This is a genomic window from Yoonia sp. BS5-3 (assembly GCF_038069655.2).
Taxonomy (GTDB): Bacteria; Pseudomonadota; Alphaproteobacteria; order Rhodobacterales; family Rhodobacteraceae; genus Yoonia; species Yoonia phaeophyticola.
The window spans coordinates 2,030,704-2,056,359 of the sequence record NZ_CP150951.2; the positions used below are offsets into that span (position 1 = coordinate 2,030,704).

The following is a 25,656-nucleotide window of genomic DNA, read 5'->3' on the forward strand; positions in this document are numbered from 1 at the left end:
GCGGTGTCAAAGCCTTTGGCACATGAAAACATGAGTAGCTGGATATGGGCCGTCATACGCTGAATGGCAACCCCCCGATCGACGTCAGTTTGCGCAGATCGCGCCGTGCAAAGCGGCTTTCTCTGCGTGTGTCGCGGCTTGATGGCCGTGTCACGCTCACGTTGCCGCATCTGGCGGCTGAGCGCGAGGGAATCAGTTTCCTGCGCGCCAAGGAGGCATGGCTTAGATCCCATCTGGATCAACTGGCGCCGGTGCAGACCGTGGCGATTGGTGAGCAGATCATGTTGCGAGGAAAAATGACCCCGATTGTTGCAGGTGAGGGCAAGCGGCTGGTGATTGCGGATCAGCAAATCGCGGCGCCAGGGCCTGAGGGTTTGGGGCTGAAAATCAAGGCGCAGCTGCGCCAAATTGCACGCAATGCCTTGGTCGAAGCGTCGGATCGGTATGCGGGGCTGCTTGGGCAGTCATATACGCGGATTTCGATCCGGGACACACGGTCGCGCTGGGGATCTTGTTCAAGCCAAGGGGCGTTGATGTATTCATGGCGCTTGATCATGGCACCGCCATCGGTGCTTGATTATGTGGCCGCCCATGAGGTCGCCCATTTAGTGGAAATGAACCATTCAGCCGCCTTTTGGGCGGTGGTTGAGAAGATATGCCCAGGATACAAGGCCGAACGTGATTGGCTACGTCAGCATGGTGACCGGCTGCACAGGGTTAACTTCGACAATTGACGTAACTTGTGTTTGTGATCACAACAGCACCATGATGATCCAGCCACGCCCTATCGATCCAAGTTCTGCCGCGCATGAGCGCGTCTATCGCGCCTTGCGCACCCGAATCATGCATGGCGAAATTGAACCAGGTACCGCCCTGACCCTGCGCGGTATTGGCGAGACCTACGAGGTTTCGATGACCCCCGCACGCGAAGCGGTGCGGCGTCTGGTTGCCGAAGGGGCATTGTTCCTCTCATCTTCGGGGCGGGTGTCGACGCCGGAATTATCAAATGACCGGATTGAAGAACTGGCGACGCTGCGCGCCTTGCTTGAGCCTGAGCTGGCATCACGGGCACTGCCCCGGGCGCATTTTGCGCTGATCGACAGGCTTGATGCGATCAATCAGGGTGTCAGTCAGATGATCGCACGACATGATGCAACCGGCTATATTCGGATGAATTTGGAATTTCACCGCACCCTTTATTTGCGGGCGCAGGCGCCTGCGATGCTGGCGATGGCCGAAACGGTTTGGCTACAACTCGGGCCCACGATGCGGGCGCTGTATGGGCGCCTCAACCGGACAGAGCCGCCTTATCATCACAAGTTGATCCTTGGCGCGCTTAAGGCGGGGGATGAGCCGGGCTTGCGGCTGGCTGTGCGGACGGATGCGACCAAAGGTCTGCGGATGCTCAAAGGGTAGCGGGGTATTTTTCCAAATCATCCATTGCCGTGCTGAGAACGCGGCGGAAATCTTCGGCGGGCATGCCCAAACCATGCGCCAGATTTGTCGCAAAGTGATATTGGCCATTTTGCATCCGACCGCTGGCCATGGCCACATAAAGGACACCCTGCATCATGGTGTCTTTTTCCCGATCGCGCAGGCCTTTGCCAAGGTCGATATAATCCTCGGGCAGCAAATTCGGATCAAGATGATCGGCCACCCGAACGACATCAGATGTTTGATAGTTCCGCCGGGTCAATCGGCGCGCAGCATTGTTGACAACCGCTAGCTCGCCCGACGCCATCACACCGCTGGCACTGCCCGCATGGCACATTGCCATCAATATCCGGGACGAGGCTTTGCTGCGCAACGGCGCGCGCAAGTCATAGCCCAGCAGTGATTTAATCCGCCGAATGATGACAGCGATTAAGCTAAGCCCAATTGCGACCCAAAGCCCATAGTTGCGTACATTGCGCTCAAGGCTGTTGCGGGCCCGCGCGGGCAGATCAGCAGGCACCAGCTCTAGCGACTGGGCTGTGATCATCTGTTCTTCCGTGAAGCCGCGCGCGATCGTGTTGCAGCCATCGCCAGACAGGACGTAGCCCTGTACATCGCTTACCATTGTCAGGCCGAGAATTTTGAAATCGCGAGTGGCATAGCAAAGCGACATGCTGTTGCTGGGGCCATCGGGAATCGCCGTTTCGGCCACGAATTCCAAGCCATCATAATATCCGGTATCGTTTGAATATGCATATGCTTGGCTACCAAAGAGGAAGGCCAAAAACGCTGCAAAAATGACTTGTTTCATCTGCTTCTCAGATCGTTTTACTCAGTACTGGACTATGTAATTCTAAAAATGTGGCGCACTTATGTTTGACTGGGACCTTGTCTGCGGCAATTTAATTAATTGGTCATCATTGTCCGCATGGAGGCAACAGAAAGTGGGTTAATGACCAATTTATTAACTAACTGTGGGGGATAGCGAAACAAAAATCGGACTTGTCAGCGGTTTTTGTTGTTGTGCGGCGTTTGCTATAAACTGCAGATGCGTTTCGCCATGACCAATTAGGTGACAGCGAAACGCGTTGATGGGATAACTTAGGCGTGGATTGCGCCATCGCCGCAAGCCAAAGCGGCTTCGCGCACCGCCTCAGAATAGGTCGGGTGCGCGTGGCAGGTGCGCGCCAGATCCTCGGCCGCAGCGCCGAACTCCATCGCGACGCAAATCTCATGGATCAGATCGCCTGCCATCGGCCCGATGATATGCGCCCCAAGGACCCGATCTGTTGCGGCGTCTACTAGGATTTTCACGAAACCGTCGGCTGCGAAATTGGCCTTGGCCCGCGCGTTCCCCATGAACGGAAACTTCCCGACTTTATAGGCACGCCCTTGTTTTTTCAGGGATTCTTCGGTCTCGCCGACATTGCCCACCTCGGGGTGTGTATAGATCACGCCGGGGATGACGCCGTAGTTTACGTGCGGATGCTGGCCGGCAATGCCTTCGGCGCAGGCCATGCCTTCGTCTTCGGCTTTATGGGCCAGCATCGGCCCGTCGATGGCGTCGCCGATGGCGTAGATACCAGAGACGTTGGTGGCGTAGCGGTCATTGGTTTTGATCTGGCCGCGCTCTGAAATTTCGACGCCAAGGGCCTCAAGCCCCAGACCATCGGTGTAGGGCTTGCGGCCTGTGGCGACCAGAACGGTATCAGCGACAACCTCATGTTCGCTGTCGTCTTTGCGCAGTTTGTAGGTCACTGTGGCCTTACCGCCCTTGACAGATGTGCCCTGCACGGCGGCGCCGAGGGTGAATTTAAGCCCTTGCTTTGTAAGCATTTTCTGGAACTGACGGGCAATCTCGGCGTCCATGCCAGGGGTGATGGCGTCAAGGAATTCGATCACCTGCACTTCGGCCCCCAAACGTGCGTAGACTGAACCCAGCTCAAGCCCGATGACACCCGCGCCGATCACGACCAACTTTTTGGGAACCTTGGGCAATTCCAGCGCGCCGGTCGAGGTGACAACGGTTTTCTCATCGACCTCAACACCGGGCAATGAGGACGCCTCGGACCCCGAGGCGATGATGATGTGCTTTGCCTCATGGACCTCATCACCGACCTTGACTTTGCCTGCTTCAGGGATGGACCCCCAGCCTTTCAACCAGTCTACCTTGTTCTTTTTGAACAGAAATTCGATGCCGCCGGTGTTCTGCGAAATCGTATCGGATTTATAGGCCAGCATCTGTTTCCAATCCACAGAAGGGGCTTTGCCCTTCAGGCCCATGGTCGCAAAATTATGCTCGGCCTCATGCAGCATATGGCTGGCATGCAGCAGGGCCTTGGAGGGGATGCAGCCCACGTTCAGGCAGGTGCCGCCAAGGGTTTCACGGCCTTCGACGCAGGCCACTTTCATGCCCAGTTGGGCGCAGCGGATGGCTGCGACATAGCCGCCGGGGCCGGCTCCGATTACGATGACGTCATAGCTGGACATGGGGTCTCCTTCGCGGTGCAAGACGTGGTACAGATTGCGTACAGAACCTGTACATACACAGGGGTTAAATCAGCGCTGATAGTATCATCAGCATGGTTGAGAGAAACCCCACAAACCAGATCAGCGACCGCCATGGGGCGAGGCCGAAATAGTAGGCGGGGACATAAAGGATGCGGGCGCAGAGGTAAGTCCAAGCGCAGATGGCGGAAAAGCCGGTGCCCTTGTCGGCAAGCGATATGATGACAACGGCGATGGTGTACAGGATCAGCGCCTCAAAATGGTTGTTCAGAGCGCGGTAAAGGCGGCCGGTCTTGTCCGACAAAAGCTCAACCATTGGTTTGCCAAGACGGCTGGCATCGCGGGGCGACATCGTCTTGCCGGGTCCCAATTCGATATTGGCCGGGATCGCCATCAGGCAGAATTGGAGCCCTTGTAGCAAAGCAGCCAGCCCCAACACGGTGAGTTCGGTTGTCATGGCGTTGCCTTTATGAGGTCCCGGGTCAAGCCCGGGACGGAGGTCCAGTTTGGCATGGCTTATTCCTCTATCCGGATCGGGGTGCCATTGGGTACCAGCGACCAAATTTCGCGCATTTCTGCATTGGTGACCGCAATGCACCCGTTTGTCCAATCAACCCGGCGCTGGAGCGCGCCGAGCCAACCCCAGCCGTTCAGGATTCCGTGGATCATGATGTTCCCACCGGGCGAGACGCCGCGTGCCTCTGCCTGGGTGGTGTCATTTGCATTGGGGTATGAGATGTGTAGCGACAGATGCGCGATGGAGTTTTCGTTGCGCCAGTCGATGGTGTAGTCACCAGTCGGTGTCCGTTCGTCGCCTTCCTGGGTTTTATGCCCTTCCGGATTGCCGCCCATTGAAATGTCGTAGGTGCGTATGACTTCACCGTTCCGCAACAACACCAGTGCGCGGTCGCTTTTGTCCACAAAGACCATGTCAGCCTGCTGCTCCATTGGGGCCATCGGGGGCGGGGTGCCGGAGCCTTTGCGCAGCATGACTTGGGTGTAGCCTGCGGTGCCGAGGCCGAGGAGGAGCAGGAGGGCGAGAGGTTTGAGGAGGCGGGTCATGGCGCCCACAACAGTCGACGAAGTGTTTCGAAAATACAGCCTGCCGTAAGAATTAGCCCCATAACGCCATATATCCAAATTGTGTCCATCTGCCTCGGAAAGTCAAATAATTCAAATGCTGCAGGGAGCGCGATGGCGAGCGCGATAAACCATGAGTTAAGTAGCTTGAACCTATTTAGGTGAACAGCGAACATGAATGTCAGTAGCGGACCCGTTGTCATAGCGATCACCCCTGCTATGGGAATAACAGCATGAATGAGGACATTTTTCGGCGTCCTGATCGATGTCGTTTCTTCTCCGAGGGGTAGGAATGGCCAAGTAACGACGGCTAGTATCACTGAGAAAAGCAGAATTTCACCAACGAGCTCTTTCCAGCCAATTGAGGGTATCTGTACTTTTTGATCAGTCATTGCGCATCATGGCTCTTGTTCCGCCCGGCATTGCCGGGCAGCGCCCGGACCTCCCCCATGGGGAGGGCGCTTCGCACCCACCCCGAGGTCCGAGCGCTGCCCTATGTTGTTACAAATCCATCAACAACCGCCGTGGATCCTCGAGCGCTTCTTTCACCCGTACGAGGAATGTCACCGCACCCTTGCCGTCGACGATCCGGTGGTCGTAGGACAGCGCCAGGTACATCATGGGCCGGATCACGACCTGGCCGCCGATGGCCATGGGCCGGTCCTGGATTTTATGCATGCCGAGGATGCCCGACTGCGGGGGGTTCAGGATGGGGGACGACATGAGCGAGCCGTAGACGCCGCCGTTGGAGATGGTGAAGGTGCCGCCTTGCATTTCGGCCATGCTCAGCTTGCCGTCGCGCGCTTTGGCGCCTTTTTCGGCAATCGCCTTTTCGATGGCCGCAAAGGACATCTGGTCGGCGTCATTGATCACAGGCACCACAAGGCCAGTGGGTGTGCCGGCGGCGATGCCCATATTGACGTAGTTTTTATAGACGATGTCTGTGCCGTCGATTTCGGCGTTCACCTCGGGCACTTCGTTGAGCGCATGCACGCAGGCCTTGGTGAAGAAGGACATGAAGCCCAGTTTCACGCCGTGCTTTTTCAGGAACAGGTCTTTGTATTCATTGCGCAGGGCCATGACCTCGGTCATGTCGACCTCGTTATAGGTGGTCAGCATGGCCGCTGTATTCTGGCTGTCTTTCAGACGCTTGGCGATGGTCTGGCGCAGGCGGGTCATCTTGACCCGCTCTTCGCGGTCGGCCTGATCGGCGGCCACAGGTGCGCGCGGGGCAGCGGCCGGAGCCGGGGCAGGGGCTGCGATGGCGTTCAACACGTCCTCTTTCATCACGCGCCCGTCTTTGCCCGTGCCAGTGACGTCGGTCAGGTTGTTTTCGGCCATCAGTTTCTTGGCGGATGGGGCGTCTTCGACATCCTTTGCGGCCGCTGCGGGGGCAGGGGCGGCTTCGGCTTTGGGTTCTTCTTTCTTGGCAGGGGCCGGGGCGGCGTCGCCTTCGGCGATTTGTGCCAGCAGCGCGTCAACGCCAACGGTTTCGCCTTCGGCGGCGACGATTTCAGACAGGGTGCCAGCGACGGGGCTGGGGACCTCAACCGTGACCTTGTCAGTTTCCAGCTCGCAGAGCATTTCATCAACCGCCACGGCATCGCCGGGCTGTTTGAACCATGTGGCCACGGTGGCTTCGGTCACGGATTCGCCAAGGGTCGGGACGCGGACTTCGGTACTCATGTTCTTATCCTTTGATCGTCAGCGCGTCATTCACGAGCGCTTCTTGTTCTGATTTGTGTTTGCTGGCCAGGCCTGTTGCGGGCGAGGCCGCGGCGGCGCGTCCGGCGTATGTCGGCCGCGCGTGTTTGGCGTTGATCCGTGTGAGGACCCATTCGATGTTGGGTTCGATAAAGCTCCAAGCGCCCTGGTTGCGCGGTTCTTCCTGACACCAGACCATTTCGGCCTGTTTGAACCGTTCAAGTTCCTTGACCGCCGATTGCGCGGGGAAGGGGTAGAACTGTTCAAATCGCAGCAGGTAGACGTCATCGATGCCGCGCTTGTCGCGTTCTTCGAGCAGATCGTAGTAGACCTTGCCCGAGCACATGACGACCTTTTTGATTTTGTCATCGGCCACCAGTTTGGTGTCGGAATTGCCTTGTTGCGCATCATCCCACAGCACCCGGTGGAAGGAGGACCCGGTGGTGAATTCCTCTTTCTTGGAGACCGCCAGTTTGTGCCGTAGCAGCGATTTGGGCGTCATCAGGATCAGCGGTTTGCGGAAGGTCCGATGCAGCTGACGCCGCAGCAGGTGGAAATAGTTCGCAGGTGTTGTGCAGTTGGCCACGATCCAGTTGTCGCCGCCGCACATGGTCAGGAACCGTTCCAGACGTGCGCTGGAATGCTCGGGCCCTTGCCCTTCGTAGCCATGGGGCAGCAGGCAGACGAGGCCGGACATGCGCAGCCATTTGCTTTCGCCTGAGCTGATGAACTGGTCGAACATGATCTGCGCGCCATTGGCGAAATCGCCGAATTGCGCTTCCCAGAGCGTCAGCGCGTTGGGTTCGGCCAGCGAGTAGCCATATTCAAAGCCCAGCACCGCATATTCGGACAGCATCGAGTCGATGACTTCATACTGCGCCTGTCCCTCGCGGACGTGGTTCAGCGGGTAGTACCGGTCTTCGTTGTCCTGGTTAATCAGGCCTGAGTGCCGGTGGCTGAATGTGCCGCGTGTGCAATCCTGGCCGGACAGGCGGACCGGGTAGCCTTCGGTCAGCAAGGAGCCGAAGGCGAGTGCTTCGCCGGTGGCCCAATCGATGCCGGTGCCGGTTTCGAACATCTTGGCTTTCGCGTCCAGAAGACGCCCGACGGTTTTGTGCAGCGGGAAGTTTTCAGGGGCTGTCGCCAGCGCCTTGCCCACGTCATCAAAGGTCTTTTCGTCAATGGCGGTGACGCCACGCTGGTAGTCTTCTTTGCGGTTTTCCAGGTGGGACCACTTGCCATCAAGCCAGTCGGCTTTGTTTGGCTTATAAACCTTACCGGCCTCGAACTCTTCATTCAGCTGCGACTGGAAGGCCGCCTTCATATCTTCGATTTCGCCTTCCGGGATAAGCCCATCCTTGACCAGCCGTTCGGTATACAGCGTCAGTGTGGTCTTTTGCTTTTTGATCTTCTTGTACATCAGCGGGTTGGTGAACATCGGCTCATCGCCTTCGTTATGCCCAAACCGGCGGTAGCAGATGATGTCCAGCACCACGTCTTTGTGGAATTTCTGGCGGAATTCGGTGGCCACCCGGGCGGCATGCACAACCGCCTCTGGATCGTCGCCGTTCACATGGAAGATCGGTGCCTCGACCATCAGCGCGATGTCGGTCGGATAGGGGCTGGAGCGGCTGAAATGCGGCGCAGTTGTGAACCCGATCTGGTTGTTCACCACGATGTGCATCGTCCCGCCAGTCTTGTGTCCCTTGAGCCCCGACAGGCCGAACCCTTCGGCGACGACGCCCTGACCGGCAAAAGCCGCGTCACCATGTAGGAGGATCCCCATGACCTTTGTCCGGTCTTCATCGTTGATCTGGTCCTGTTTAGCGCGGACCTTACCCAGAACAACGGGATTCACCGCCTCAAGGTGGGAGGGGTTCGCGGTCAGCGACAGGTGCACACTGTTGCCGTCAAAGGCCCGGTCAGAGGACGCACCGAGGTGATATTTCACATCGCCAGAGCCATCGACATCTTCGGGCTTGAACGATCCACCCTGGAATTCGTTAAAGATCGCCCGATAGGGTTTTTCCATCACGTTGGCGAGCACCGACAGACGCCCCCGGTGGGGCATGCCGATAACGATATCCTCAAGCCCCAACTGGCCGCCGCGCTTGATGATTTGTTCCATCGCGGGGATCAGGCTTTCGCCGCCATCAAGGCCAAAGCGCTTGGTACCCATGTATTTAACATGCAGGAATTTCTCGAAACCCTCAGCCTCGACCAGGCTGTTCAGGATCGCCTTGCGCCCTTCTTTGGTAAAGGCGATTTCCTTGCCATAGCCTTCGATCCGCTCTTTCAGCCAGCCGGCCTCTTCCGGGTCAGAGATATGCATATATTGCAGCGCGAAGGTGCCGCAGTAGGTACGGCGGACGATGGCGAGGATCTCGGTCATCGTGGCCATTTCCAGGCCCAGCACATTGTCGATAAAGATCGGACGGTTCATGTCCGCATCGGTGAAACCGTAGGATTTTGGGTCAAGTTCCGGGTGCGGCGTGTTTTCCCGCATCTCCAGCGGATCAAGATCGGCGATCAGATGCCCCCGGATCCGGTAGGCGCGGATGATCATCAACGCGCGGATGCTGTCCAGGACAGCGGCGCGCACCTGATCTTCGCTGAGATCAACGCCTTTGGCGGCGGCTTTGTCCTTGATCTTTTTGCCTGCAGCTTCGGGTTCGGCAGGCCATTGCCCGTCAAGTGCTGCTGTCAGGTCATCGTTCGGCACCGGTGGCCAATCCATGCGCCCCCATGATGGGCCTGCGGCCTCCGCCTTGGCCTCCGTTGGCGCATCGCCCAAGGACCTGAAGAAGGCTTGCCAGCTTTCGTCAACCGCATTTGGGTTGTCGGCATAGCGGGCGTAGAGCTGTTCGACATACTCGGCGTTATGGCCTTGCAGGAAGGAAGATGCATGGAGGATGTCGTTTGGGGAGTGATCGTTCATGAGGGGACCTCATTAGGGTTAGGGCCGTATTTGTTAGTACTGGGATCTGATGGACGGCGTAGGAAAACGACCAACGCCATAAGCACAAATGAAAAAAGCGAATATCCTGCAATCAGTGTTGCTAGGGTCGGCATGCTCGCTGCAACGTTACCCGATTGATATGTGTCGATAAGTTTGGGAATTTCCGCTTCGCTAAATCGTGCGATCTGCATTGTCACTGCGATTATCGCAAAAGGTACAAACACCAACCAGCCCGGTTTTCCAACATCTTGTATTCTTCGATAAGCTGCTGCGAAGAGTGGTATCGCAAATAGCATTGCAGCTGTGATGTAAGACACGTCCATTTCGGAAGCACCGGTAATTTCAAGACCAAGTAGAGCAACTACCATAAATCCATAAAACCACCAAAATTCAGACCGTGAGGCGCGGCCTTTGAATTGGAATGACCTGGCAAGGCAAGTCTTGATGGATTGTGCGGGTCCCATGGCGGGGTCCTGTATGAGCTCCCGGGTCAAGCCCGGGACTGCGGTATCACGGTTTGCGAAGTCCCGGACTTGATCCGGGACCTCAGAGTCAATTTATCCAATTGCTTTCAGCACGGCTTCGCCCAAAGTCGCGGGGCTGTCGGCGACGACAATCCCGGCGGATTTCATCGCTTCGATCTTGCTTTCCGCGTCGCCTTTGCCGCCTGCGACAATCGCACCGGCGTGGCCCATGCGGCGGCCCGGAGGCGCGGTGCGTCCGGCGATGAAACCGGCTGTGGGCTTCCAGCGCCCTTTTTTCTTCTGTTCGGTCAGGAATTCGGCGGCTTCTTCTTCCGCAGATCCGCCGATTTCGCCGATCATGATCATCGAATGTGTTTCATCATCGTCCAGGAACATGTCGAGCACGTCGATATGCTCGGTCCCTTTGATCGGGTCGCCGCCGATGCCCACGGCTGTGGACTGGCCCAGGCCGCTGTCGGAGGTCTGCTTGACCGCCTCATAGGTCAGTGTGCCGGAGCGTGACACGACGCCGACCGAGCCGCGCTTGTGGATGTGGCCTGGCATGATGCCGATTTTGCACGCATCAGGCGTGATCACGCCGGGGCAGTTGGGCCCGATCAGGCGAGAGGAGGACCCTTCGAGCGCTTTTTTGACGCGCATCATGTCCAGCACCGGGATGCCTTCGGTGATACAGATGATCAGTTCCATTTCAGCATCGATCGCTTCGAGGATACTGTCTGCCGCGAAGGGCGGGGGCACGTAGATGACCGAGGCGTTGGCTTCGGTTGTGGCTTTCGCCTCATGCACGGAGTTGAAGATGGGCAGGTCCAGATGGGTCTGCCCACCTTTGCCGGGGGTCACGCCGCCAACCATCTTGGTGCCATAGGCGATGGCCTGTTCAGAGTGGAACGTGCCTTGCGAGCCGGTGAGGCCCTGGCAGATGACGCGTGTGTTTTCGTTTACGAGAATGGCCATATTGGTGGCTCCATTAATTTTGATGATTGATAGCTATTCGGATGCTTGATCTGGGGAGGATCAGGACTTGAATTGCTTCCGATGTGTAAGTGAGCGTTCCCTGTTCTTCGACGAAGTCGTTTTCCGAAATGTCGAGCCGCGCCGCCAATTCAGACTTGACGACGTCGAGCGCAGCCAAGGTTCTCGCTACATTTGCCGATATACTGTCGTCGGGCGCATCAACATTCGGATCATATGCAAAGACGCATGAAAAATTATCACCGGAACCTGCGAGCAGAATAATAATCCTCCCAGAAGCGTCTGTCGCAGAGTTTGGGCCCGTAAACTCGTAACCATCAAGCGCAATGATTGCTTCCTCAGCCTTCGCTTTGTCGCCGCCGGATGCCAAGCATATGGATGCAAGATCATCAATTGCACTGACGATGGCGGGATCGTCAGTGTCCGATTGCGTCACCGCAGCTACGATGGCGGGATCATCGGTTTCCGATTGCGGAACCACACCTTCGTTAGAAACAATCACTAGCCAGTATGCGCCCGCAAAAATAAGAGCTGCCAGAACTAGAAACTTCACCCCTTAACCGCCTTCACGATCTTCTCAGCGCCGTCCTTCAGGTCGTCTGCTGCAATCACGTCAACGTCGGAGTTGTTGATGATATCTTTGCCTTTTTCGACGTTTGTGCCTTCGAGGCGCACGACGAGGGGAACTTGCAAGCCGACCTCTTTCACCGCAGCGATCACGCCTTCGGCGATGACGTCGCAGCGCATGATGCCGCCGAAGATGTTCACAAGGATGCCCTTAACGTTCGGGTCAGAGGTGATGATTTTGAACGCCTCGGTCACTTTTTCCTTGGTCGCACCGCCGCCCACGTCGAGGAAGTTGGCAGGCTCAGCCCCGTAAAGCTTGATGATGTCCATTGTCGCCATGGCAAGGCCCGCACCGTTGACCATGCAGCCGATTTCACCGTCGAGCGCGATGTAGTTCAGATCGTATTTTGAGGCGGCGAGTTCCTTGGGGTCCTCTTCCGTCTCATCGCGCAGGGCGGCGACATCGGCGTGGCGGTAGACCGCGTTGCCATCGAAGGACACCTTTGCATCCAGCACCTTCAGGTCGCCACCATCGGTCACGATCAACGGGTTGATTTCCAGCATCTCCATGTCTTTTTCGACAAAGGCTTTGTAAAGCTGGCCCATCAGTTTGACGCATTGCTTGACCTGCGCCCCTTCGAGGCCAAGCGCAAAGGCGACGCGGCGGCCGTGGTAGGGCTGGTAGCCTGTGGCCGGATCAACGGTGAAGTTCAGGATCTTTTCAGGGGTTGCTTCGGCAACCTCTTCGATGTCCATGCCGCCTTCGGTCGAGCAGACAAAACCGATCCGGCTGGTGGCGCGATCCACGAGCAGGGCGAGGTACATTTCTGTCTCAATCCCAGAGCCGTCTTCAATATAGATGCGGTTGACCTGCTTGCCTGCGGGGCCTGTCTGATGCGTGACCAGCGTGCGGCCCAGCATTTTCTTGGCTTCTTCGGCCGCTTCTTCAACCGATTTGGTCAAGCGGACACCGCCCGCTTCGCCTGCGTCAGCCTCTTTGAATTTGCCTTTACCGCGGCCACCTGCGTGGATTTGCGCCTTGACCACCCAGAGCGGTCCGTCAAGTTCGCCAGCGGCAGTTTTTGCGTCTTCGGCTTTCAAAACGGCGCGGCCGTCGGATACTGGCGCACCAAAGCTGGCGAGCAGCGCTTTGGCCTGATATTCGTGGATATTCATAAGAGCATGTCCAATTTGGCTTCGGTTGCCCTTGGTTAGACCACAATGGTTTACGCTATTCTAACCCATTTTTTGCGAAATCCGGAATAATGCGACATTTGTGATCACACGGTGAAAACGTGTGATCACAAATGTCGCCATCAATCGCGAAACCGCGCGTAGCATGGCCGTTTGAAAAGATTCGTGTAGATGTTACGCAGGGACATGGAAGCGCAGAAATCAACTTGGGCGGTCGTTGCAACTGTGGATGAGCCGCCGGTGCTGATCCGGACGTTTGTTGCCTGGTATTTGCATTTGGGGGCGTCGGAAATCTGGCTCTATTTTGATCGCCCGGACGACCCGGCGGCGGCGGATGTCGCCGAAATGCCTGGCGTTGAAGTGATTGCATGTGATGCGGTGCATTGGAGACGGCTGGGCAAGAGCCGCCCGCAAAAGCATCAAATTCGGCAAATGCGCAATGCGGGTGACGCCTATCGGCGCAGCCATGCCGATTGGGTGCTGCATGTTGATGCGGATGAATATTTGCGCCCAGGTGGGTCTGTTGGTGAATGTTTGCATCAGCTTGGTCCGCAGACCCAGGTGGGTGTTGTGCCCGTCGCGGAGCGTATTTTTTCGGACCCAGAAGGTACGATTTTTGACGGGGCCTTTCGCCGCCCATATCTTGGCAAGCCTCGCGATGGGCGGAAATTGTTTGGGCCAGCCTATGATCTGACCTATCGCGGGCTGACGGGGCACGCGATTGGCAAGAGTTTTGCGCGAACTGGTGCGCCCCTACAGATGTCTATTCACAGACCCAAACCGCTTGGCGCGGCCGATTTGATGGCGCAGACCCTTGATCACGCAATCCTTTTGCATTTCGATGGGCTGACCCGGCTACATTGGGTCTATAAACTGTTGCGCAAGGCAGATGCTGTGTTGAACCGCGGCGGTATGGCCCCGTCACCGCATCGGCAAAGGCAGATTGATGCTGTTCTGGACTGCCCAAGCAGTGGATTTGATCTTCATGATGAGCTGAAATGTATAGGGCCTGCGTTGCAGGCGATTTTGCAAACGCATGATCTTTGGCTTGATCCAGGATTTTCGCCTGTCTCGGTTTTGCAGGAGTGGTTTCCGAAGGATGGCAGTGATGTTTCAGCGGCTGCATTTGATGCTTGGCTTTGGCACAACAAAGGCGATGTGCTAGATCAATTTGGGATGGAGCGGGAGGCATAGCCCATGCCTCTGGTCGTTTGCGATATGGCGGGGTAGGGTCGTCGCCAATAGAAAATATATCGTGAGGACATCATGAAAAAGTTGGGTTGGGCAGTTGCGGCGGCGCTGGTTTTAGGCGCTTGTTCCGGCGGTGGTGGCGGAGGAACGTTGCCAGAGGGGGCAGTTGAGGTCACAGAGAACCGCGTTGATGGATATTTGGCATCCGATAGCCGACGTTATGACGTGCGCACATATGTCGTTCCTTTTGAGACACCGTATTACATCACGTTAACGCCTGCGGGTCGTACATTTGGCTTTGCGGAGGCGGGACGTTTGGCAGGATCTACCGCCGCCCAATATATCAAGACCCGTGGTTGCACAGATACGCTGAGCCGCTTGGCCAGTCAGGATGTGTACGATCCGGTCAGTGATACTTGGACGATTGTGATCAGTTGCTGATCAAGAAGAATAGATCGTCTGGCCATGGTTCATCGCGCGAATGCGCCGAACATGGTCTGACAAAGCAAAACGGGCGTCCATTTGGGACGCCCGTTTTGTATTCGTTTGCGAAGTCTTAGCTAAGGCTGCCGTCGATCCCTTTGCAGGCTTCGACCAGACCTTTGACCGCGTCGACAGATTTGTCGAACATGGCTTGCTCTTCTTTGTTCATTTTGATTTCGACCACACGCTCGACGCCGCCAGCACCGATGATGGTCGGCACACCAACATAGAAGCCGTTCAGGCCGTAGCCGCCGTCAACGTAGGCTGCGCAAGGCAGAAGACGTTTTTGATCTTTCAGATAGGCCTCGGCCATTTCGATTGCGGATGTGGCGGGAGCGTAGAACGCGGACCCGGTTTTCAGCAGGCCAACGATTTCTGCGCCGCCGTCGCGTGTGCGCTGTACGATCGCGTCCAGCTTGTCTTGTGTGGTCCAGCCCATCTCAACCAGATCGGGCAGCGGGATACCGGCAACTGTTGAATAACGTGTCAGCGGCACCATTGTGTCGCCATGTCCGCCAAGCACAAATGCAGTCACGTCGCGCATGGAGACATCAAATTCTTCGGCAAGGAAGTGGCGGAACCGCGCAGAATCGAGGACACCAGCCATGCCGCAGACTTTTTCAGTCGGCAGACCAGAGAATTCGCGCAGCGCCCAAACCATCGCATCAAGCGGGTTTGTGATACAGATGACAAAGCTGTCAGGCGCGTGGGCTGCGATGCCTTCGCCAACAGATTTCATCACTTTGAGGTTGATCCCAAGCAGATCGTCGCGCGACATGCCTGGCTTGCGTGCAACACCCGCTGTGACGATGCAAACATCTGCGCCAGCGATGTCCGCATAGTCATTTGTGCCCTTCAATGCCACGTCGATGCCAGCAACCGGGCCCGACTCTGCGATGTCGAGCGCCTTGCCGCGGGCGATGTCACCCTCTTCGGCGATATCGAACATGACGACATCGCCAAGTTCTTTGATTGCAGCGAGATGCGCAAGGGTGCCGCCGATTTGTCCGGCGCCGATAAGGGCAATTTTGGGTCTGGCCATGGGATCATCCTGTCCTGGTTCGTTTGGCGGAGTCCCTAGTCCTTTGCGCCCTTGGGTGCAAGTGTGCGGCATTTCAAGCCCGCCCACATAACCGTTATAACGGCTAAAATGAGAGACTAGGCGAAGCGTGCCGAAACGCCTTCAGGACGCAGCACTTACCCAACAATTTTTGGTGGTTATAGGTATTGCGCCGCCTGTTGTCGGCTTCGCAATGGGTCAGGCGATATTTTCGTCAAGAAAATAGCTTACTGCTGCAAAACAAAGCGCATATTTGCGCGAGGGCAGCGCCCGGAAAAAGGAGGCGAGGCGCGGGAAACCCCCTACGATTCGGGGAATTTCCTTGCCAGTTCTAGGCGCGCAACATTGCCGTGATGCGCGCCCGATTTTCATATTGGGGGATCAGTTAGGTGCCTTGGTCGACATTCGGCAAGGCTTCATTCAGATGTTGAAAGGCTTGGCCAGCCGCCACGAGGCAGGTTGGACCGCCGGGGCGTGTCATCGTAATTGTCCATGTGCCGGTATCGGTCGATGCGAAGACTTCGATGACCGAATTATCGGCGCCGAGTCCGATGGATTGCCGGCTTTCGCCATACCGGACGGCCAGACGTTCAACCACGGTTTCATGGGCGGCACAATTGCGGGTTTGCGCATGTGCATGATTGGCAGCAAGGAACATCGCACCGATGCCGAAAGACATAAGAAATAGATTACGCTTCATTTGGTTCACCTTCTAGCGAGAGGACGACCGCGGCACAGTTCCGTCGCAGTCAGGCAAGTGGAACAAATTCTGAAAGTAACTTGACGCAAATTGGTTAATACACCGTGACGGGCACTGTATTTTTGGATCAAAAGCCTTTTGCGCTTGAGTGGCTAGCCATTGTCTGTCGTTATCTAAGCACCAGATTCATAGGTGAAAATTGTGTCAGACCGCCCTTATCGTTCGGCTCTTTATATTCCTGCTTCAAAGCCCCGCGCGCTGGAAAAGGCGTTGGGTCTTGCGGCTGATGTCATCCTGTTTGATCTGGAGGATGCGGTTGCCCCTGCCACCAAGATTGCCGCGCGCGAGACGTTGAAAAATGCGCTGGGCGAAAGGGGCAGCTATGTTCCTCGGATGCGCATTGTCAGGATCAATGGGCTAGATACCGAGTGGGGGCGCGATGATGCGCGGGCGCTTGCCGTCATGCAATGTGATGCAGTGTTGTTGCCCAAGGTGGGCTCACCTACGCAAATCGATGAGATCACCAATATGCTGCCGGGATTGCCGATATGGGCGATGATCGAAACACCTGCTGGTGTTCTGAACGCGCCCAAAATTGCCGCCCATCCGGCGGTGACTGGTTTGGTTATGGGTACGAATGATCTTGCGCATGATTTGCGGGCGCATGGGCGTGCGGCATTGGGGGCCGCCTTGCAAATGACGGTTTTGGCGGCGCGCGCAGCTGGGATTGCTGTTTTGGATGGCGTCTATAATGCGTTTCATGACCAGGATGGGCTGCTTGCCGAATGCCAAGAGGGCCGAGCCTTGGGGTTTGACGGCAAAACCTTGATCCATCCAGACCAGATCGCCACGGCGAACGCGATTTTCGCCCCAACCCCCGATGAATTGGCCCAGGCCCGTAGGCAGATCGTGGCCTTTGAGCAAGCCGAAGCGGCCGGGCAGGGGGTGGCCGTTCTGGATGGCCGGATCGTTGAGAACTTGCATGTCACGTCTGCTCGGGCGATTTTGGCCAAAGCTGACGCCATCGCCGCATTGGAGACATCATGATCATCCTTACCTTTGGCGTCGCCCTTTGGTGGGCGGCGCATTTGTTTAAACGGCTTGCCCCTGCGGCGCGCGGAAGCCTTGGTGATAGGGGCAAGGGGCTGGTTGCCCTGCTCATCGTGATCAGCGTTGCTTTGATGGTGATTGGATACCGCGCTGCGGACGGTACCTACTACTGGGGCCGTGATCCGATGAAGGTTGGTATCAATAATCTTTTGATGATTTTTGCATTCTATCTGTTCGCTGTGGCCGGTCCAAAGGGCGCCCGCGTTTGGTTGGGCACCAAACTGCGTCATCCACAATTGACCGCTATCGCGACCTGGGCCATCGCCCATTTGATTGTAAATGGCGACACGCCATCATTCGTTTTGTTCGGTGGTCTGTTGGTTTGGGCAATTGTTGAGATCGCGCTGATCAATGCCCAAGACGGACCATGGACACCGCCCGAACGGGCGCCTTTTAAGAAAGAAGTGATCGCGATTGTCGCCACTTTGGTGACCGTTTTCATCGTGATGGGCATACATTACGCATTGGGCGTCACACCATGGGGATAGCGACATGAAGATCTACAGAATGCTAACTGCGGACGATACGGCTGCGTTTTGCCACAAAGTGTCTGAGGCCCTTGCAAAGGGTTGGGAACTATATGGCGATCCGACTTATGCGTTTGATCATGCAAATGGGGTGATGCGCTGCGGGCAGGCGGTGACAAAGGATGTCGACACCCCCTACAGCCCGGATATGAAACTGGGTGAGCAGTGAGTAACCCTACTAAGGCATAATCGGGCAAGACGCCTAGTGTGATCAAAACGGAAGCTTCGATCGAATTTTGTGATCACACTTTTTTCGACTGTGATCACAATTTGAAAAAACTCGCTCTGCTGTGACCATTTTTCACAACTTAGTAGCTTTCGTCTGCGTGACTCTTATGTCTGAATGGTGCAAACAAGTGCCAGCTATCGTCTTGCCGACGATGAAGCCAGCGAAGGGAACCAACAATGGCCGACGTGAACCGAGGCAACCGCCCGTTATCACCCCACATTTTGATTTACCGCCCGCAGATGACGTCGATGTCATCGATCATGGTGAGAATTACAGGTATCGCAGTCTTTGTTCTGGCCATTCTGGTCGTCGCATGGCTCATGGCCGCTTCTACATCTGAAACCGCTTTCGCCGGGATGAATGGATTTTTGACCGGTTGGTTTGGCGATTTGATCTTATTCGGCGGCACATGGGCGCTGATCTATCATATGCTGGGCCGCCTGCGTCACGTGGTTTGGGATTTTGGCTATTGTCTGGATGTCAAAAAGTCGGAGGACCTTGGCGCAGGCATGTTTGTCTTGGCCACCCTCCTGACCATCTTCTTCGTCATCGTTCTGTAAGAGAGGGCATGAGCATGAAATATGTTACCGACCGCAAACGTGCCCAGGGTTTAGGAGCCTCCCGTCAGGGTACGCATCATCATTGGCAGATGATGATGACCTCAATCGCCCTTGTTGTGATTGTTCCCGTATTCATTATGACTTTTGGCTATGGTCTTGGCGGCACCTATGAAGAGGTGATCGCCTATTTCAGTAAACCTTTCCCGGCGCTTGTTCTCGCGGTGAGCATTATTGTTATCGTCTATCACACCATGCAGGAAACGCTTGTTGCGATTGAGGATTACGTTCCCGGCAAAGCCGGTAAGCTTACAATCGTCGCAGTGACCGCATTTGGTTATCTGCTGATGTTAACTGGTCTTTTCGCCGTCGCGAAAATCGCGCTTTAACCCCCGGAGCAACTTTTATGGCAGCTTACGAATACGAAACCCATGTCTATGACGCGATTGTTGTAGGGGCCGGGGGCGCTGGTTTGCGCGCTACATTGGGTCTGGCTGAACAAGGCCTGCGCACGGCTTGTATCACCAAGGTTTTCCCGACACGCTCGCACACTGTGGCGGCTCAGGGCGGTATTGCGGCATCCCTTGGCAATATGGGCCCTGATAGCTGGCAATGGCATATGTATGACACCGTAAAGGGGTCCGACTGGTTGGGTGATACGGATGCGATGGAGTATCTGGCCCGCGAAGCCCCCAAAGCGGTTTATGAGTTGGAGCACTACGGTGTTCCATTCAGCCGGACGGAAGAGGGTAAGATTTACCAGCGCCCCTTTGGTGGTCATACGACCGAATTCGGTGAAGGCCCCCCGGTGCAACGTACCTGTGCAGCGGCTGACCGGACTGGTCATGCTATTTTGCATACGCTGTATGGCCAGTCTTTGAAGCAACAGGCTGAGTTTTACATCGAATATTTCGCCCTTGATCTGATCATGTCAGACGATGGCATCTGTCAGGGCGTCATCGCGTGGAAGCTGGATGACGGCACCATGCATGTGTTCAACGCCAAGACAGTTGTTCTGGCCACTGGCGGTTATGGCCGCGCCTATTTCAGCGCGACCTCAGCCCATACCTGCACCGGGGACGGTGGCGGTATGGTTGCCCGCCAAGGCCTGCCTTTGCAGGATATGGAATTCGTGCAATTCCACCCAACGGGTATCTACGGCGCCGGTTGCCTGATCACCGAAGGCGCGCGCGGTGAAGGGGGTTACCTGACCAATTCTGAGGGTGAGCGCTTTATGGAGCGCTATGCCCCGAATTATAAAGACCTTGCCCCACGCGATTATGTTAGCCGCTGCATGACAATGGAAATTCGCGAAGGGCGCGGTGTTGGGGCGAATGGGGATCATATCTCTTTGAACCTCAACCACTTGCCATCTGAGGCATTGGCCGAGCGCCTTCCCGGTATCTCTGAATCGGCCAAGATTTTTGCGGGCGTCGATGTGACGAAAGAGGCGATCCCGGTCCTGCCGACTGTGCACTACAACATGGGCGGTATCCCGACGAATTATCACGGTGAAGTTCTGAACCCGACCAAGAAAGACCCCAACAGGATTGTGCCAGGTCTGATGGCTGTTGGTGAGGCGGGCTGCGCATCTGTTCATGGCGCGAACCGCCTTGGATCGAACAGCTTGATTGACCTTGTCGTCTTTGGCCGCGCCGCCGCGATCCAGGCCGGTAAGGTCGTCGACCGCGATGCGCCAAACCCAACGTTGAACCAGGCATCTGTTGATGCGTGTTTTGATCGGTTTGATGGGGTTCGTCATGCAGACGGCAGCGTCCCCACTGCGGACCTTCGTCTTGAGATGCAGCGCGCCATGCAGGCCGATGCGGCCGTGTTCCGCACCGATAAGACGCTGGCCGAAGGTGTTGAGAAGATGACCGCGATTGCAGGTAAAATGGACGATCTGAAAGTGACTGATCGTAGCCTTGTCTGGAACAGTGATCTGATGGAAACGCTGGAGCTTGAAAACCTCATGCCGAACGCGTTGGCGACTATTGTCAGTGCTGAGGCACGCAAGGAAAGCCGCGGCGCCCATGCGCATGAGGATTACGCAGAGCGAGACGATGAAAAGTGGCGCGTACATACGTTGTCACATGTTGATGCTGCGAAGGTAAAGCTCAGCTATCGCCCGGTTGTGACCGCGCCGCTGACCACCGAAGCGCAAGGTGGTATCAGCGAAGCAAAGATTGCGCCGAAAGAAAGGACGTTCTAATGCGAATTCTTCCTCTTACACTGGTGGCTGCGTTTGGTTTGTCAGGCTGCCTTGACGGGGCAACCTCGGTTGATGACGTTGCCCGAAGTGGTGCCAAGACAGTTGTGAATGGCATTGTTGAGGCCCGGTTCCCCGGCGTTGATGCATCTGTCGCAACGGATTGTATTATCGATAACGCCTCGGCGTCTGAGATTGTGACGATTGGCCAAGCCGCTTTGACGGGAACGACGGATGCAACGACATCGCTGGTGCTTGAGATTGCTCAGCGCCCGGATACCGTTTCCTGCATCGCCGAAGATACATTGGGCGTCGGGGATATCCTGTCGGTGCTCGGCTGATGATCTGCCGGGCCCCTGCCTATATACTGACAGTTTGTGGGGTGCTTTTGGCGGCCTGCGAGACGACACCACCAACGCCTGAAGAGGCGGCGCAGCGTTGCGAACAACGTGCGCAGGCGGCGCAGGCGCCAGATGTTTCTGGGAATGTTGGCATTAACAGCCAAACTGGCACCTCAGTCGGTCTCAGTATCGGCCTAAGTGCAGACTTGCTGCGTGGACGGGACCCTTTGGAAGTTTACGAGTCCTGTGTGATTGACCTGACAGGAGAGCCGCCGATCCGGCCGCCTCGCTTGTTGGTCTTGTGATGAAGAATGTTTGGATGCTCTTGACGGAAGGAACATCAAAATGGTGCAACTGACACTGCCCAAGAATTCCCGTATGACAACGGGCAAGACATGGCCAAAGCCTGAGGGCGCGACAAACCTGCGCAAAGTGCAGATCTATCGCTGGAATCCAGATGATGGAAAGAACCCATCGCTCGATACGTATTTTGTCGACATGGATACATGTGGCCCGATGGTTTTGGATGCGTTGATCAAAATTAAGAATGAGATTGATCCAACACTGACATTCCGCCGTTCTTGCCGAGAGGGCATTTGTGGATCCTGTGCGATGAATATTGACGGGATCAATACGCTCGCCTGTATTTATGGGATGGATGAGATCAAGGGCGATGTGAAAATCTACCCGCTGCCGCACATGCCGGTTATTAAGGATTTGATCCCAGATCTGACCCATTTCTACGCACAGCATGCCAGCATCATGCCGTGGCTTGAAACCAAGACGAACCGGCCTGCGAAGGAATGGAAGCAGTCTATTGAAGATCGCAAAAAGCTGGACGGTCTTTATGAATGTGTGATGTGCGCCTCTTGTTCCACATCTTGCCCGTCCTACTGGTGGAACGGCGATCGTTACCTTGGGCCTGCTGCCTTGCTACACGCATATCGCTGGATCATTGACAGCCGGGATGAAGCCACCGGCGAGCGGTTGGATGAGCTGGAAGATCCTTTCAAGCTCTATCGCTGTCATACGATCATGAACTGCGCCAAGACCTGCCCCAAGGGCCTTAACCCTGCATCGGCAATTGCGCATATCAAAAAGATGATGGTCGAACGGGTCGTTTAAGACACTGCCGTTTTAAATGGGAATGCCTGGAAAATGATCCCGTCAAATTGGCGGGATCATTTTTTAGGTCAATGGATCAGATTTCCATAGCGTCTGGCGTTGCGCCGCTGGCGATAGCGGCTTTGAACCATTCCGGCTGACGTCCTTTGCCTGTCCATGTTTGGTCAGGGTTATCGGGGTTACGGTATTTTGGTGCAGATGCCGTTTTCGGGCCCGGTTTGCCTTTACGCGTTTTCTTTTCCGCAACGCTGCCGGTGATTTCAGCAAGCGAAAATCCATGAGCCGCCGCCGCTTTCTCTGCAGCTGCAAGCGCATTCTTTTTGTCTTTTGCAGCTAGCTTATCGAGTGCTTTGTCGATTTGTCCCTTGAGCTTTTCCAGCTCTTTGCGTGTCATTGATTTGAGGTCGGGTTTCATTTCTGCCTTCCTATGCGATGATCATCGCCCTTTATCAGCTTAAACGGTATTTTCCACCTCTCAATTAATGCGTCTCTATCCAAAAGTGTAGTCGGCTCGGGATTTCGCGTTGATAAGTTTGTGATCGGAATGGAACGTGCCCTTCGTCAAGGTTTCAGATTCTGTCGGTGGGAAAACACTTTAGTCACAGCTTCAAAGCGCTGTCGAAGATGGGATTTACGCGGCAATCGAACCCTGTCACCCTTGCGCCATGACGCAAACTGTTTCCTTACCTTTGTGGGTTTTTGTACTGATTGTCCTTTTTGCTGGCGTCACGTTTGCATCCCATTTCTTGTTTCCATCGGTCCGTTGGTTTTTCCGCAAGCGTGCCGAACGTGTCATTGCGCAGTTGAACGAGCGTCTGCAGCGCCCGATTGAACCGTTTAAGCTGGCCCGCCGCTATGATATGATCCAACGCTTAATCTATGATCCTGAAGTCACGCAGGCCATCGTCGAATATGCCCGCAAAGAGCAGGTTCCCGAGAATGTCGCATTTGAAAGGGCTAGTCGTTACGCGCGTGAAATTGTGCCGTCATTCTCTGCGACCGCGTATTTTAGTATCGGTATTCGCTTGGCGAAATGGTTGTCGAAGTCGCTGTATAATATTCGATTGGGGTCCTTTGACCGTAAACGCCTGGCTGAGATTGATCCTGACGCGGCCGTTGTTTTTGTCATCAATCATCGCAGCAATATGGATTATGTATTGGTAACATATCTTGCGGCGAATGCTGGCGCGTTGTCTTATGCGGTTGGTGAATGGGCGCGGGTCTGGCCACTTTCACCGATAATTCGTGCGATGGGGGCTTATTTCATCAGGCGCAAATCGCGGGGTGCTTTATATCGCAAGGTATTAGCCCGATATGTCCAAATGGCCACGCAGGGTGGGGTGAGCCAGGCCGTTTTTCCAGAGGGCGGGCTGAGCTTGGATGGAAAACTAGCATCGCCGCGCCTGGGATTGCTCAATTACATCATCGATGACTTCGACCCTGAAAAACGCGAAGTGATCTTTGTTCCCGTGGCTTTGAACTACGATCGCGTTTTGGAGGACACATTCCTGATTGCTGCGGACAAATCCGGAAAGCGCCGGTTCCGCCCGCCATTACTCAACGTTCTGCGCCGGGTGTCTCGTCATTTTTTGTTGCGTATGACCGGACGTTTTCGCGGATTTGGAACGGCATCGGTCAGTTTTGGTGAACCTTTGGAATTGTCGACATTCATTCAAGATGAAACAGGTGATCCAACATCAAAGGTTGCCGATGAACTTATGCGCCGCATTTCGGATGTCGTTCCCGTCTTGGGCATGCCGTTGGTGGCACGACTAATTTTGCAAAGCGGCCCGATCCTACGAGAAGAGCTTGAGACGCGCGTTGACGATATGGTCCGCTTTTTGACAGACCGTGAATTGCCAGCGCCAAGCCGCCATCCACGTGTGATTGTCGCGGATGCGTTGAGCCGCATGTCAGCCAGGCGATTGATCGATGAGACAGATGAAGGCGTTGTCGTTACTGAACTTGGACGGGACATCCTGACCTATTATGCGAACTCAATTGCCCACCATTTTCGCGCGCTAGAAGGCGCCTGATAGTCGTAGCTGTTGATGCTTTTAGTCAGGTATTTGCCCAATAAAATATGGATTTCCTTCCAAAAAACCGCTGTCGACCCGCCATTATTGGGGGGTTTGAAGACGTGAATAACTTTGTAAGAATCTTCATGCTACCATGGGTTGTTAACACTTCGTTAATGATTAATAGAGAGTTTGGTTATGGGACATGAATGGATAATCGATGTACTCGCCGATCTGAAGTCGTTCGCCAGCACGAATGATCTTCCGATTTTGGCGTCACAGCTCGATGAGGCTGCGCTGATCGCATCTGCTGAGATCAGTAGCGCGCATGAGAAACCGTCCCGACAGGTGGGAGGTAACGGCCCTGGAACTGGACTCGTTTTTGCAGGAACTGGAGCAAGCAGACGCGCTTGAGCAAATCCAAGACTTGATCATTGGGCTGCGTGATGCATTCGCAATTGATCATGTCGTTTATCACTGGGTCAGCGCCGATGGGGAGCAATACGGCTTTGGCACCTATGACCCGGCCTGGGCAGAGCGTTACGCCGAAAAGGATTATATTCGCGTTGATCCCGTGATCATCGGGTGCTTTCAGCGCTTTCATCCCGTCGATTGGAAACGACTTGATTGGTCTTCAAAGGCCGCGCGCGCATTTCGGAAAGATGCGCAGACCTATGGCATTGGCACGCAGGGCTTCTCAATTCCCATCCGTGGTCCAAATGGGCAACTCGCCTTGTTTACCGCATCTCACACAACGGATGACGAAAGCTGGGCGGAATTCACGACCAATCATCAACGTGACTGGATTTTGATTGCCCATTACTTGAATCAAAAAGCGTTGGAATTGGAAAAGGGGCGGGCACCCGAGCCTATCCGCGCGTTAAGCCCGCGAGAAACTGACGCCCTGACATATTTGGGGATGGGCTATAGCAGGGGGCAAGTGGCCGATTTGCTAAGCATTTCTGAGCATACTTTGCGAGCCTATATCGAAAGCGCGCGCTTCAAGCTAGGCGCCTTGAATACCACCCACGCGGTCGCCCGCGCCACAAGTGAAGGTTTGATCCTGATTGGTGGGGCTGCACGGGCGGCCAATGGAGGGTGGCCGGGGCGCAAAACTGATGACAAAGTCCTGAAAATTGCGGCTAGTTAATAATTATTAACAAATCATTAATAGCTCGACCGACGCGTTAACCTTTGCGCGGC

General features: G+C 55.5%; 28 protein-coding genes. 15 read left to right on the forward strand and 13 right to left on the reverse strand.

Annotated elements, in window-relative coordinates:
- Window positions 1-44: 44 nt before the first annotated feature.
- Together AABB29_RS10175 and AABB29_RS10180 are read left to right on the forward strand one after the other, a co-directional pair.
- Window positions 45-734 carry a SprT family zinc-dependent metalloprotease gene (locus tag AABB29_RS10175; RefSeq protein WP_341367026.1) on the forward strand — a complete coding sequence of 230 codons (690 nt, stop codon included), beginning with the start codon at window positions 45-47 and terminating at the stop codon, window positions 732-734.
- A 31-nt stretch (window positions 735-765) separates the two neighbouring features.
- The gene (locus AABB29_RS10180; protein ID WP_341367025.1) at window positions 766-1,416 is read left to right on the forward strand and encodes a GntR family transcriptional regulator; all 651 of its coding nucleotides are present in this window, start codon (window positions 766-768) and stop codon (window positions 1,414-1,416) included.
- Here the strand turns inward: AABB29_RS10180 and AABB29_RS10185 are convergent.
- The 10 genes from AABB29_RS10185 to sucC all read right to left on the reverse strand — a co-directional run bounded on the left by AABB29_RS10185 (window position 1,406) and on the right by sucC (window position 12,885).
- A complete protein-coding gene (locus AABB29_RS10185) occupies window positions 1,406-2,245 on the reverse strand; it encodes a TerB family tellurite resistance protein (protein ID WP_341367024.1) in 840 nt (279 codons plus the stop codon). The two genes, AABB29_RS10180 and AABB29_RS10185, sit on opposite strands and share 11 nt — an antisense overlap.
- Before the next feature lie 290 nt (window positions 2,246-2,535).
- On the reverse strand, window positions 2,536-3,924 hold the full coding sequence (gene lpdA, locus AABB29_RS10190; RefSeq protein ID WP_341367023.1) for a dihydrolipoyl dehydrogenase: 1,389 nt from the start codon (window positions 3,922-3,924) through the stop codon (window positions 2,536-2,538).
- A 64-nt stretch (window positions 3,925-3,988) separates the two neighbouring features.
- Window positions 3,989-4,399 carry an MAPEG family protein gene (locus AABB29_RS10195; RefSeq protein WP_341367022.1) on the reverse strand — a complete coding sequence of 137 codons (411 nt, stop codon included), beginning with the start codon at window positions 4,397-4,399 and terminating at the stop codon, window positions 3,989-3,991.
- Between the two features lie 59 nt (window positions 4,400-4,458).
- Window positions 4,459-5,004, reverse strand: a complete 546-nt coding sequence (locus AABB29_RS10200) for a L,D-transpeptidase family protein (protein WP_341367021.1) — start codon at window positions 5,002-5,004, stop codon at window positions 4,459-4,461.
- A gap of 519 nt (window positions 5,005-5,523) precedes the next feature.
- Entirely contained in the window at window positions 5,524-6,708 is a 1,185-nt protein-coding gene (odhB, locus tag AABB29_RS10205; RefSeq protein WP_341367020.1) for a 2-oxoglutarate dehydrogenase complex dihydrolipoyllysine-residue succinyltransferase, read from the reverse strand.
- A 4-nt stretch (window positions 6,709-6,712) separates the two neighbouring features.
- Window positions 6,713-9,664 (reverse strand): 2-oxoglutarate dehydrogenase E1 component, encoded by a 2,952-nt coding sequence (locus tag AABB29_RS10210; protein ID WP_341367019.1) that lies wholly within the window; start codon window positions 9,662-9,664, stop codon window positions 6,713-6,715.
- On the reverse strand, window positions 9,661-10,149 hold the full coding sequence (locus AABB29_RS10215) for a DUF805 domain-containing protein (protein WP_341367018.1): 489 nt from the start codon (window positions 10,147-10,149) through the stop codon (window positions 9,661-9,663). The genes AABB29_RS10210 and AABB29_RS10215 overlap by 4 nt, the downstream gene beginning before the upstream one ends.
- 93 nt (window positions 10,150-10,242) lie before the next feature.
- Window positions 10,243-11,124, reverse strand: coding sequence for a succinate--CoA ligase subunit alpha (gene sucD / locus AABB29_RS10220; RefSeq protein WP_341367017.1), 882 nt, complete (start codon window positions 11,122-11,124; stop codon window positions 10,243-10,245).
- A 13-nt stretch (window positions 11,125-11,137) separates the two neighbouring features.
- A complete protein-coding gene (locus tag AABB29_RS10225) occupies window positions 11,138-11,695 on the reverse strand; it encodes a hypothetical protein (protein WP_341367016.1) in 558 nt (185 codons plus the stop codon).
- A complete protein-coding gene (gene sucC, locus AABB29_RS10230; protein WP_341367015.1) occupies window positions 11,692-12,885 on the reverse strand; it encodes an ADP-forming succinate--CoA ligase subunit beta in 1,194 nt (397 codons plus the stop codon). The genes AABB29_RS10225 and sucC overlap by 4 nt, the downstream gene beginning before the upstream one ends.
- Before the next feature lie 189 nt (window positions 12,886-13,074).
- Here sucC and AABB29_RS10235 point away from each other — a divergent pair, with 189 nt between their 5' ends.
- Both AABB29_RS10235 and AABB29_RS10240 read left to right on the forward strand, forming a co-directional pair.
- Window positions 13,075-14,097, forward strand: a complete 1,023-nt coding sequence (locus AABB29_RS10235; RefSeq protein ID WP_341367014.1) for a glycosyltransferase family 2 protein — start codon at window positions 13,075-13,077, stop codon at window positions 14,095-14,097.
- Window positions 14,098-14,169: 72 nt separating this feature from the next.
- Window positions 14,170-14,535, forward strand: a complete 366-nt coding sequence (locus AABB29_RS10240) for a hypothetical protein (protein WP_373636490.1) — start codon at window positions 14,170-14,172, stop codon at window positions 14,533-14,535.
- Window positions 14,536-14,650: 115 nt separating this feature from the next.
- Here the strand turns inward: AABB29_RS10240 and mdh are convergent, their stop codons facing one another.
- Together mdh and AABB29_RS10250 are read right to left on the reverse strand one after the other, a co-directional pair.
- Complete coding sequence (gene mdh / locus AABB29_RS10245; protein WP_341367012.1) at window positions 14,651-15,619, reverse strand: malate dehydrogenase; 969 nt, start codon at window positions 15,617-15,619, stop codon at window positions 14,651-14,653.
- 403 nt (window positions 15,620-16,022) lie between these two features.
- Window positions 16,023-16,337, reverse strand: a complete 315-nt coding sequence (locus AABB29_RS10250; protein ID WP_341367011.1) for a hypothetical protein — start codon at window positions 16,335-16,337, stop codon at window positions 16,023-16,025.
- Window positions 16,338-16,538: 201 nt separating this feature from the next.
- On the opposite strand from AABB29_RS10250, the gene AABB29_RS10255 reads away from it, so the two are divergent.
- From AABB29_RS10255 to AABB29_RS10295, 9 genes are all read left to right on the forward strand, one after another.
- The gene (locus AABB29_RS10255) at window positions 16,539-17,384 is read left to right on the forward strand and encodes a CoA ester lyase (protein WP_341367010.1); all 846 of its coding nucleotides are present in this window, start codon (window positions 16,539-16,541) and stop codon (window positions 17,382-17,384) included.
- Window positions 17,381-17,935: an NnrU family protein gene (locus tag AABB29_RS10260; protein ID WP_341367009.1), complete on the forward strand. Its 555-nt coding sequence runs from the start codon at window positions 17,381-17,383 to the stop codon at window positions 17,933-17,935. Before AABB29_RS10255 ends, AABB29_RS10260 begins: the two co-directional genes overlap by 4 nt.
- Before the next feature lie 4 nt (window positions 17,936-17,939).
- Window positions 17,940-18,143, forward strand: coding sequence for a DUF1737 domain-containing protein (locus tag AABB29_RS10265; protein ID WP_341367008.1), 204 nt, complete (start codon window positions 17,940-17,942; stop codon window positions 18,141-18,143).
- Window positions 18,144-18,379: 236 nt separating this feature from the next.
- Window positions 18,380-18,763, forward strand: coding sequence for a succinate dehydrogenase, cytochrome b556 subunit (gene sdhC, locus AABB29_RS10270; protein WP_341367007.1), 384 nt, complete (start codon window positions 18,380-18,382; stop codon window positions 18,761-18,763).
- A gap of 8 nt (window positions 18,764-18,771) precedes the next feature.
- Complete coding sequence (gene sdhD, locus AABB29_RS10275; protein WP_341367006.1) at window positions 18,772-19,149, forward strand: succinate dehydrogenase, hydrophobic membrane anchor protein; 378 nt, start codon at window positions 18,772-18,774, stop codon at window positions 19,147-19,149.
- 17 nt (window positions 19,150-19,166) lie between these two features.
- Window positions 19,167-20,972, forward strand: coding sequence for a succinate dehydrogenase flavoprotein subunit (sdhA, locus tag AABB29_RS10280; RefSeq protein ID WP_341367005.1), 1,806 nt, complete (start codon window positions 19,167-19,169; stop codon window positions 20,970-20,972).
- Window positions 20,972-21,310: a succinate dehydrogenase gene (locus AABB29_RS10285; protein ID WP_341367004.1), complete on the forward strand. Its 339-nt coding sequence runs from the start codon at window positions 20,972-20,974 to the stop codon at window positions 21,308-21,310. Before sdhA ends, AABB29_RS10285 begins: the two co-directional genes overlap by 1 nt.
- The gene (locus tag AABB29_RS10290) at window positions 21,310-21,615 is read left to right on the forward strand and encodes a hypothetical protein (protein ID WP_341367003.1); all 306 of its coding nucleotides are present in this window, start codon (window positions 21,310-21,312) and stop codon (window positions 21,613-21,615) included. Before AABB29_RS10285 ends, AABB29_RS10290 begins: the two co-directional genes overlap by 1 nt.
- A 40-nt stretch (window positions 21,616-21,655) precedes the next feature.
- Window positions 21,656-22,435 (forward strand): succinate dehydrogenase iron-sulfur subunit, encoded by a 780-nt coding sequence (locus AABB29_RS10295; RefSeq protein ID WP_341367002.1) that lies wholly within the window; start codon window positions 21,656-21,658, stop codon window positions 22,433-22,435.
- A 76-nt stretch (window positions 22,436-22,511) separates the two neighbouring features.
- On the opposite strand, the gene AABB29_RS10300 is transcribed toward AABB29_RS10295, so the two are convergent.
- Entirely contained in the window at window positions 22,512-22,850 is a 339-nt protein-coding gene (locus AABB29_RS10300; RefSeq protein WP_341367001.1) for an H-NS histone family protein, read from the reverse strand.
- A 250-nt stretch (window positions 22,851-23,100) separates the two neighbouring features.
- On the opposite strand from AABB29_RS10300, the gene AABB29_RS10305 reads away from it, so the two are divergent.
- Both AABB29_RS10305 and AABB29_RS10310 read left to right on the forward strand, forming a co-directional pair.
- A complete protein-coding gene (locus AABB29_RS10305) occupies window positions 23,101-24,471 on the forward strand; it encodes a 1-acyl-sn-glycerol-3-phosphate acyltransferase (RefSeq protein WP_341367000.1) in 1,371 nt (456 codons plus the stop codon).
- Window positions 24,472-24,781: 310 nt separating this feature from the next.
- Window positions 24,782-25,603 (forward strand): LuxR family transcriptional regulator, encoded by an 822-nt coding sequence (locus tag AABB29_RS10310; RefSeq protein ID WP_341366999.1) that lies wholly within the window; start codon window positions 24,782-24,784, stop codon window positions 25,601-25,603.
- Window positions 25,604-25,656: the final 53 nt, after the last annotated feature.

What these genes read in the sequence shown, in the direction of transcription:
- AABB29_RS10185 (WP_341367024.1), bottom strand. Translation starts at nt 2,245, where the DNA reads ATGAAACAAGTCATTTTTGCAGCGTTTTTGGCCTTCCTCTTTGGTAGC.
- AABB29_RS10215 (WP_341367018.1), bottom strand. Translation starts at nt 10,149, where the DNA reads ATGGGACCCGCACAATCCATCAAGACTTGCCTTGCCAGGTCATTCCAA.
- AABB29_RS10235 (WP_341367014.1), top strand. Translation starts at nt 13,075, where the DNA reads ATGTTACGCAGGGACATGGAAGCGCAGAAATCAACTTGGGCGGTCGTT.
- sdhA (WP_341367005.1), top strand. Translation starts at nt 19,167, where the DNA reads ATGGCAGCTTACGAATACGAAACCCATGTCTATGACGCGATTGTTGTA.
- AABB29_RS10295 (WP_341367002.1), top strand. Translation starts at nt 21,656, where the DNA reads ATGGTGCAACTGACACTGCCCAAGAATTCCCGTATGACAACGGGCAAG.
- sdhC (WP_341367007.1), top strand. Translation starts at nt 18,380, where the DNA reads ATGGCCGACGTGAACCGAGGCAACCGCCCGTTATCACCCCACATTTTG.
- sdhD (WP_341367006.1), top strand. Translation starts at nt 18,772, where the DNA reads ATGAGCATGAAATATGTTACCGACCGCAAACGTGCCCAGGGTTTAGGA.
- AABB29_RS10310 (WP_341366999.1), top strand. Translation starts at nt 24,782, where the DNA reads ATGAGAAACCGTCCCGACAGGTGGGAGGTAACGGCCCTGGAACTGGAC.
- AABB29_RS10305 (WP_341367000.1), top strand. Translation starts at nt 23,101, where the DNA reads ATGACGCAAACTGTTTCCTTACCTTTGTGGGTTTTTGTACTGATTGTC.
- AABB29_RS10180 (WP_341367025.1), top strand. Translation starts at nt 766, where the DNA reads ATGATGATCCAGCCACGCCCTATCGATCCAAGTTCTGCCGCGCATGAG.
- odhB (WP_341367020.1), bottom strand. Translation starts at nt 6,708, where the DNA reads ATGAGTACCGAAGTCCGCGTCCCGACCCTTGGCGAATCCGTGACCGAA.
- AABB29_RS10175 (WP_341367026.1), top strand. Translation starts at nt 45, where the DNA reads ATGGGCCGTCATACGCTGAATGGCAACCCCCCGATCGACGTCAGTTTG.
- mdh (WP_341367012.1), bottom strand. Translation starts at nt 15,619, where the DNA reads ATGGCCAGACCCAAAATTGCCCTTATCGGCGCCGGACAAATCGGCGGC.
- AABB29_RS10195 (WP_341367022.1), bottom strand. Translation starts at nt 4,399, where the DNA reads ATGACAACCGAACTCACCGTGTTGGGGCTGGCTGCTTTGCTACAAGGG.
- AABB29_RS10200 (WP_341367021.1), bottom strand. Translation starts at nt 5,004, where the DNA reads ATGACCCGCCTCCTCAAACCTCTCGCCCTCCTGCTCCTCCTCGGCCTC.
- AABB29_RS10260 (WP_341367009.1), top strand. Translation starts at nt 17,381, where the DNA reads ATGATCATCCTTACCTTTGGCGTCGCCCTTTGGTGGGCGGCGCATTTG.
- AABB29_RS10285 (WP_341367004.1), top strand. Translation starts at nt 20,972, where the DNA reads ATGCGAATTCTTCCTCTTACACTGGTGGCTGCGTTTGGTTTGTCAGGC.
- AABB29_RS10250 (WP_341367011.1), bottom strand. Translation starts at nt 16,337, where the DNA reads ATGAAGCGTAATCTATTTCTTATGTCTTTCGGCATCGGTGCGATGTTC.
- AABB29_RS10265 (WP_341367008.1), top strand. Translation starts at nt 17,940, where the DNA reads ATGAAGATCTACAGAATGCTAACTGCGGACGATACGGCTGCGTTTTGC.
- sucD (WP_341367017.1), bottom strand. Translation starts at nt 11,124, where the DNA reads ATGGCCATTCTCGTAAACGAAAACACACGCGTCATCTGCCAGGGCCTC.
- sucC (WP_341367015.1), bottom strand. Translation starts at nt 12,885, where the DNA reads ATGAATATCCACGAATATCAGGCCAAAGCGCTGCTCGCCAGCTTTGGT.
- AABB29_RS10210 (WP_341367019.1), bottom strand. Translation starts at nt 9,664, where the DNA reads ATGAACGATCACTCCCCAAACGACATCCTCCATGCATCTTCCTTCCTG.
- AABB29_RS10300 (WP_341367001.1), bottom strand. Translation starts at nt 22,850, where the DNA reads ATGAAACCCGACCTCAAATCAATGACACGCAAAGAGCTGGAAAAGCTC.
- AABB29_RS10240 (WP_373636490.1), top strand. Translation starts at nt 14,170, where the DNA reads ATGAAAAAGTTGGGTTGGGCAGTTGCGGCGGCGCTGGTTTTAGGCGCT.
- lpdA (WP_341367023.1), bottom strand. Translation starts at nt 3,924, where the DNA reads ATGTCCAGCTATGACGTCATCGTAATCGGAGCCGGCCCCGGCGGCTAT.
- AABB29_RS10290 (WP_341367003.1), top strand. Translation starts at nt 21,310, where the DNA reads ATGATCTGCCGGGCCCCTGCCTATATACTGACAGTTTGTGGGGTGCTT.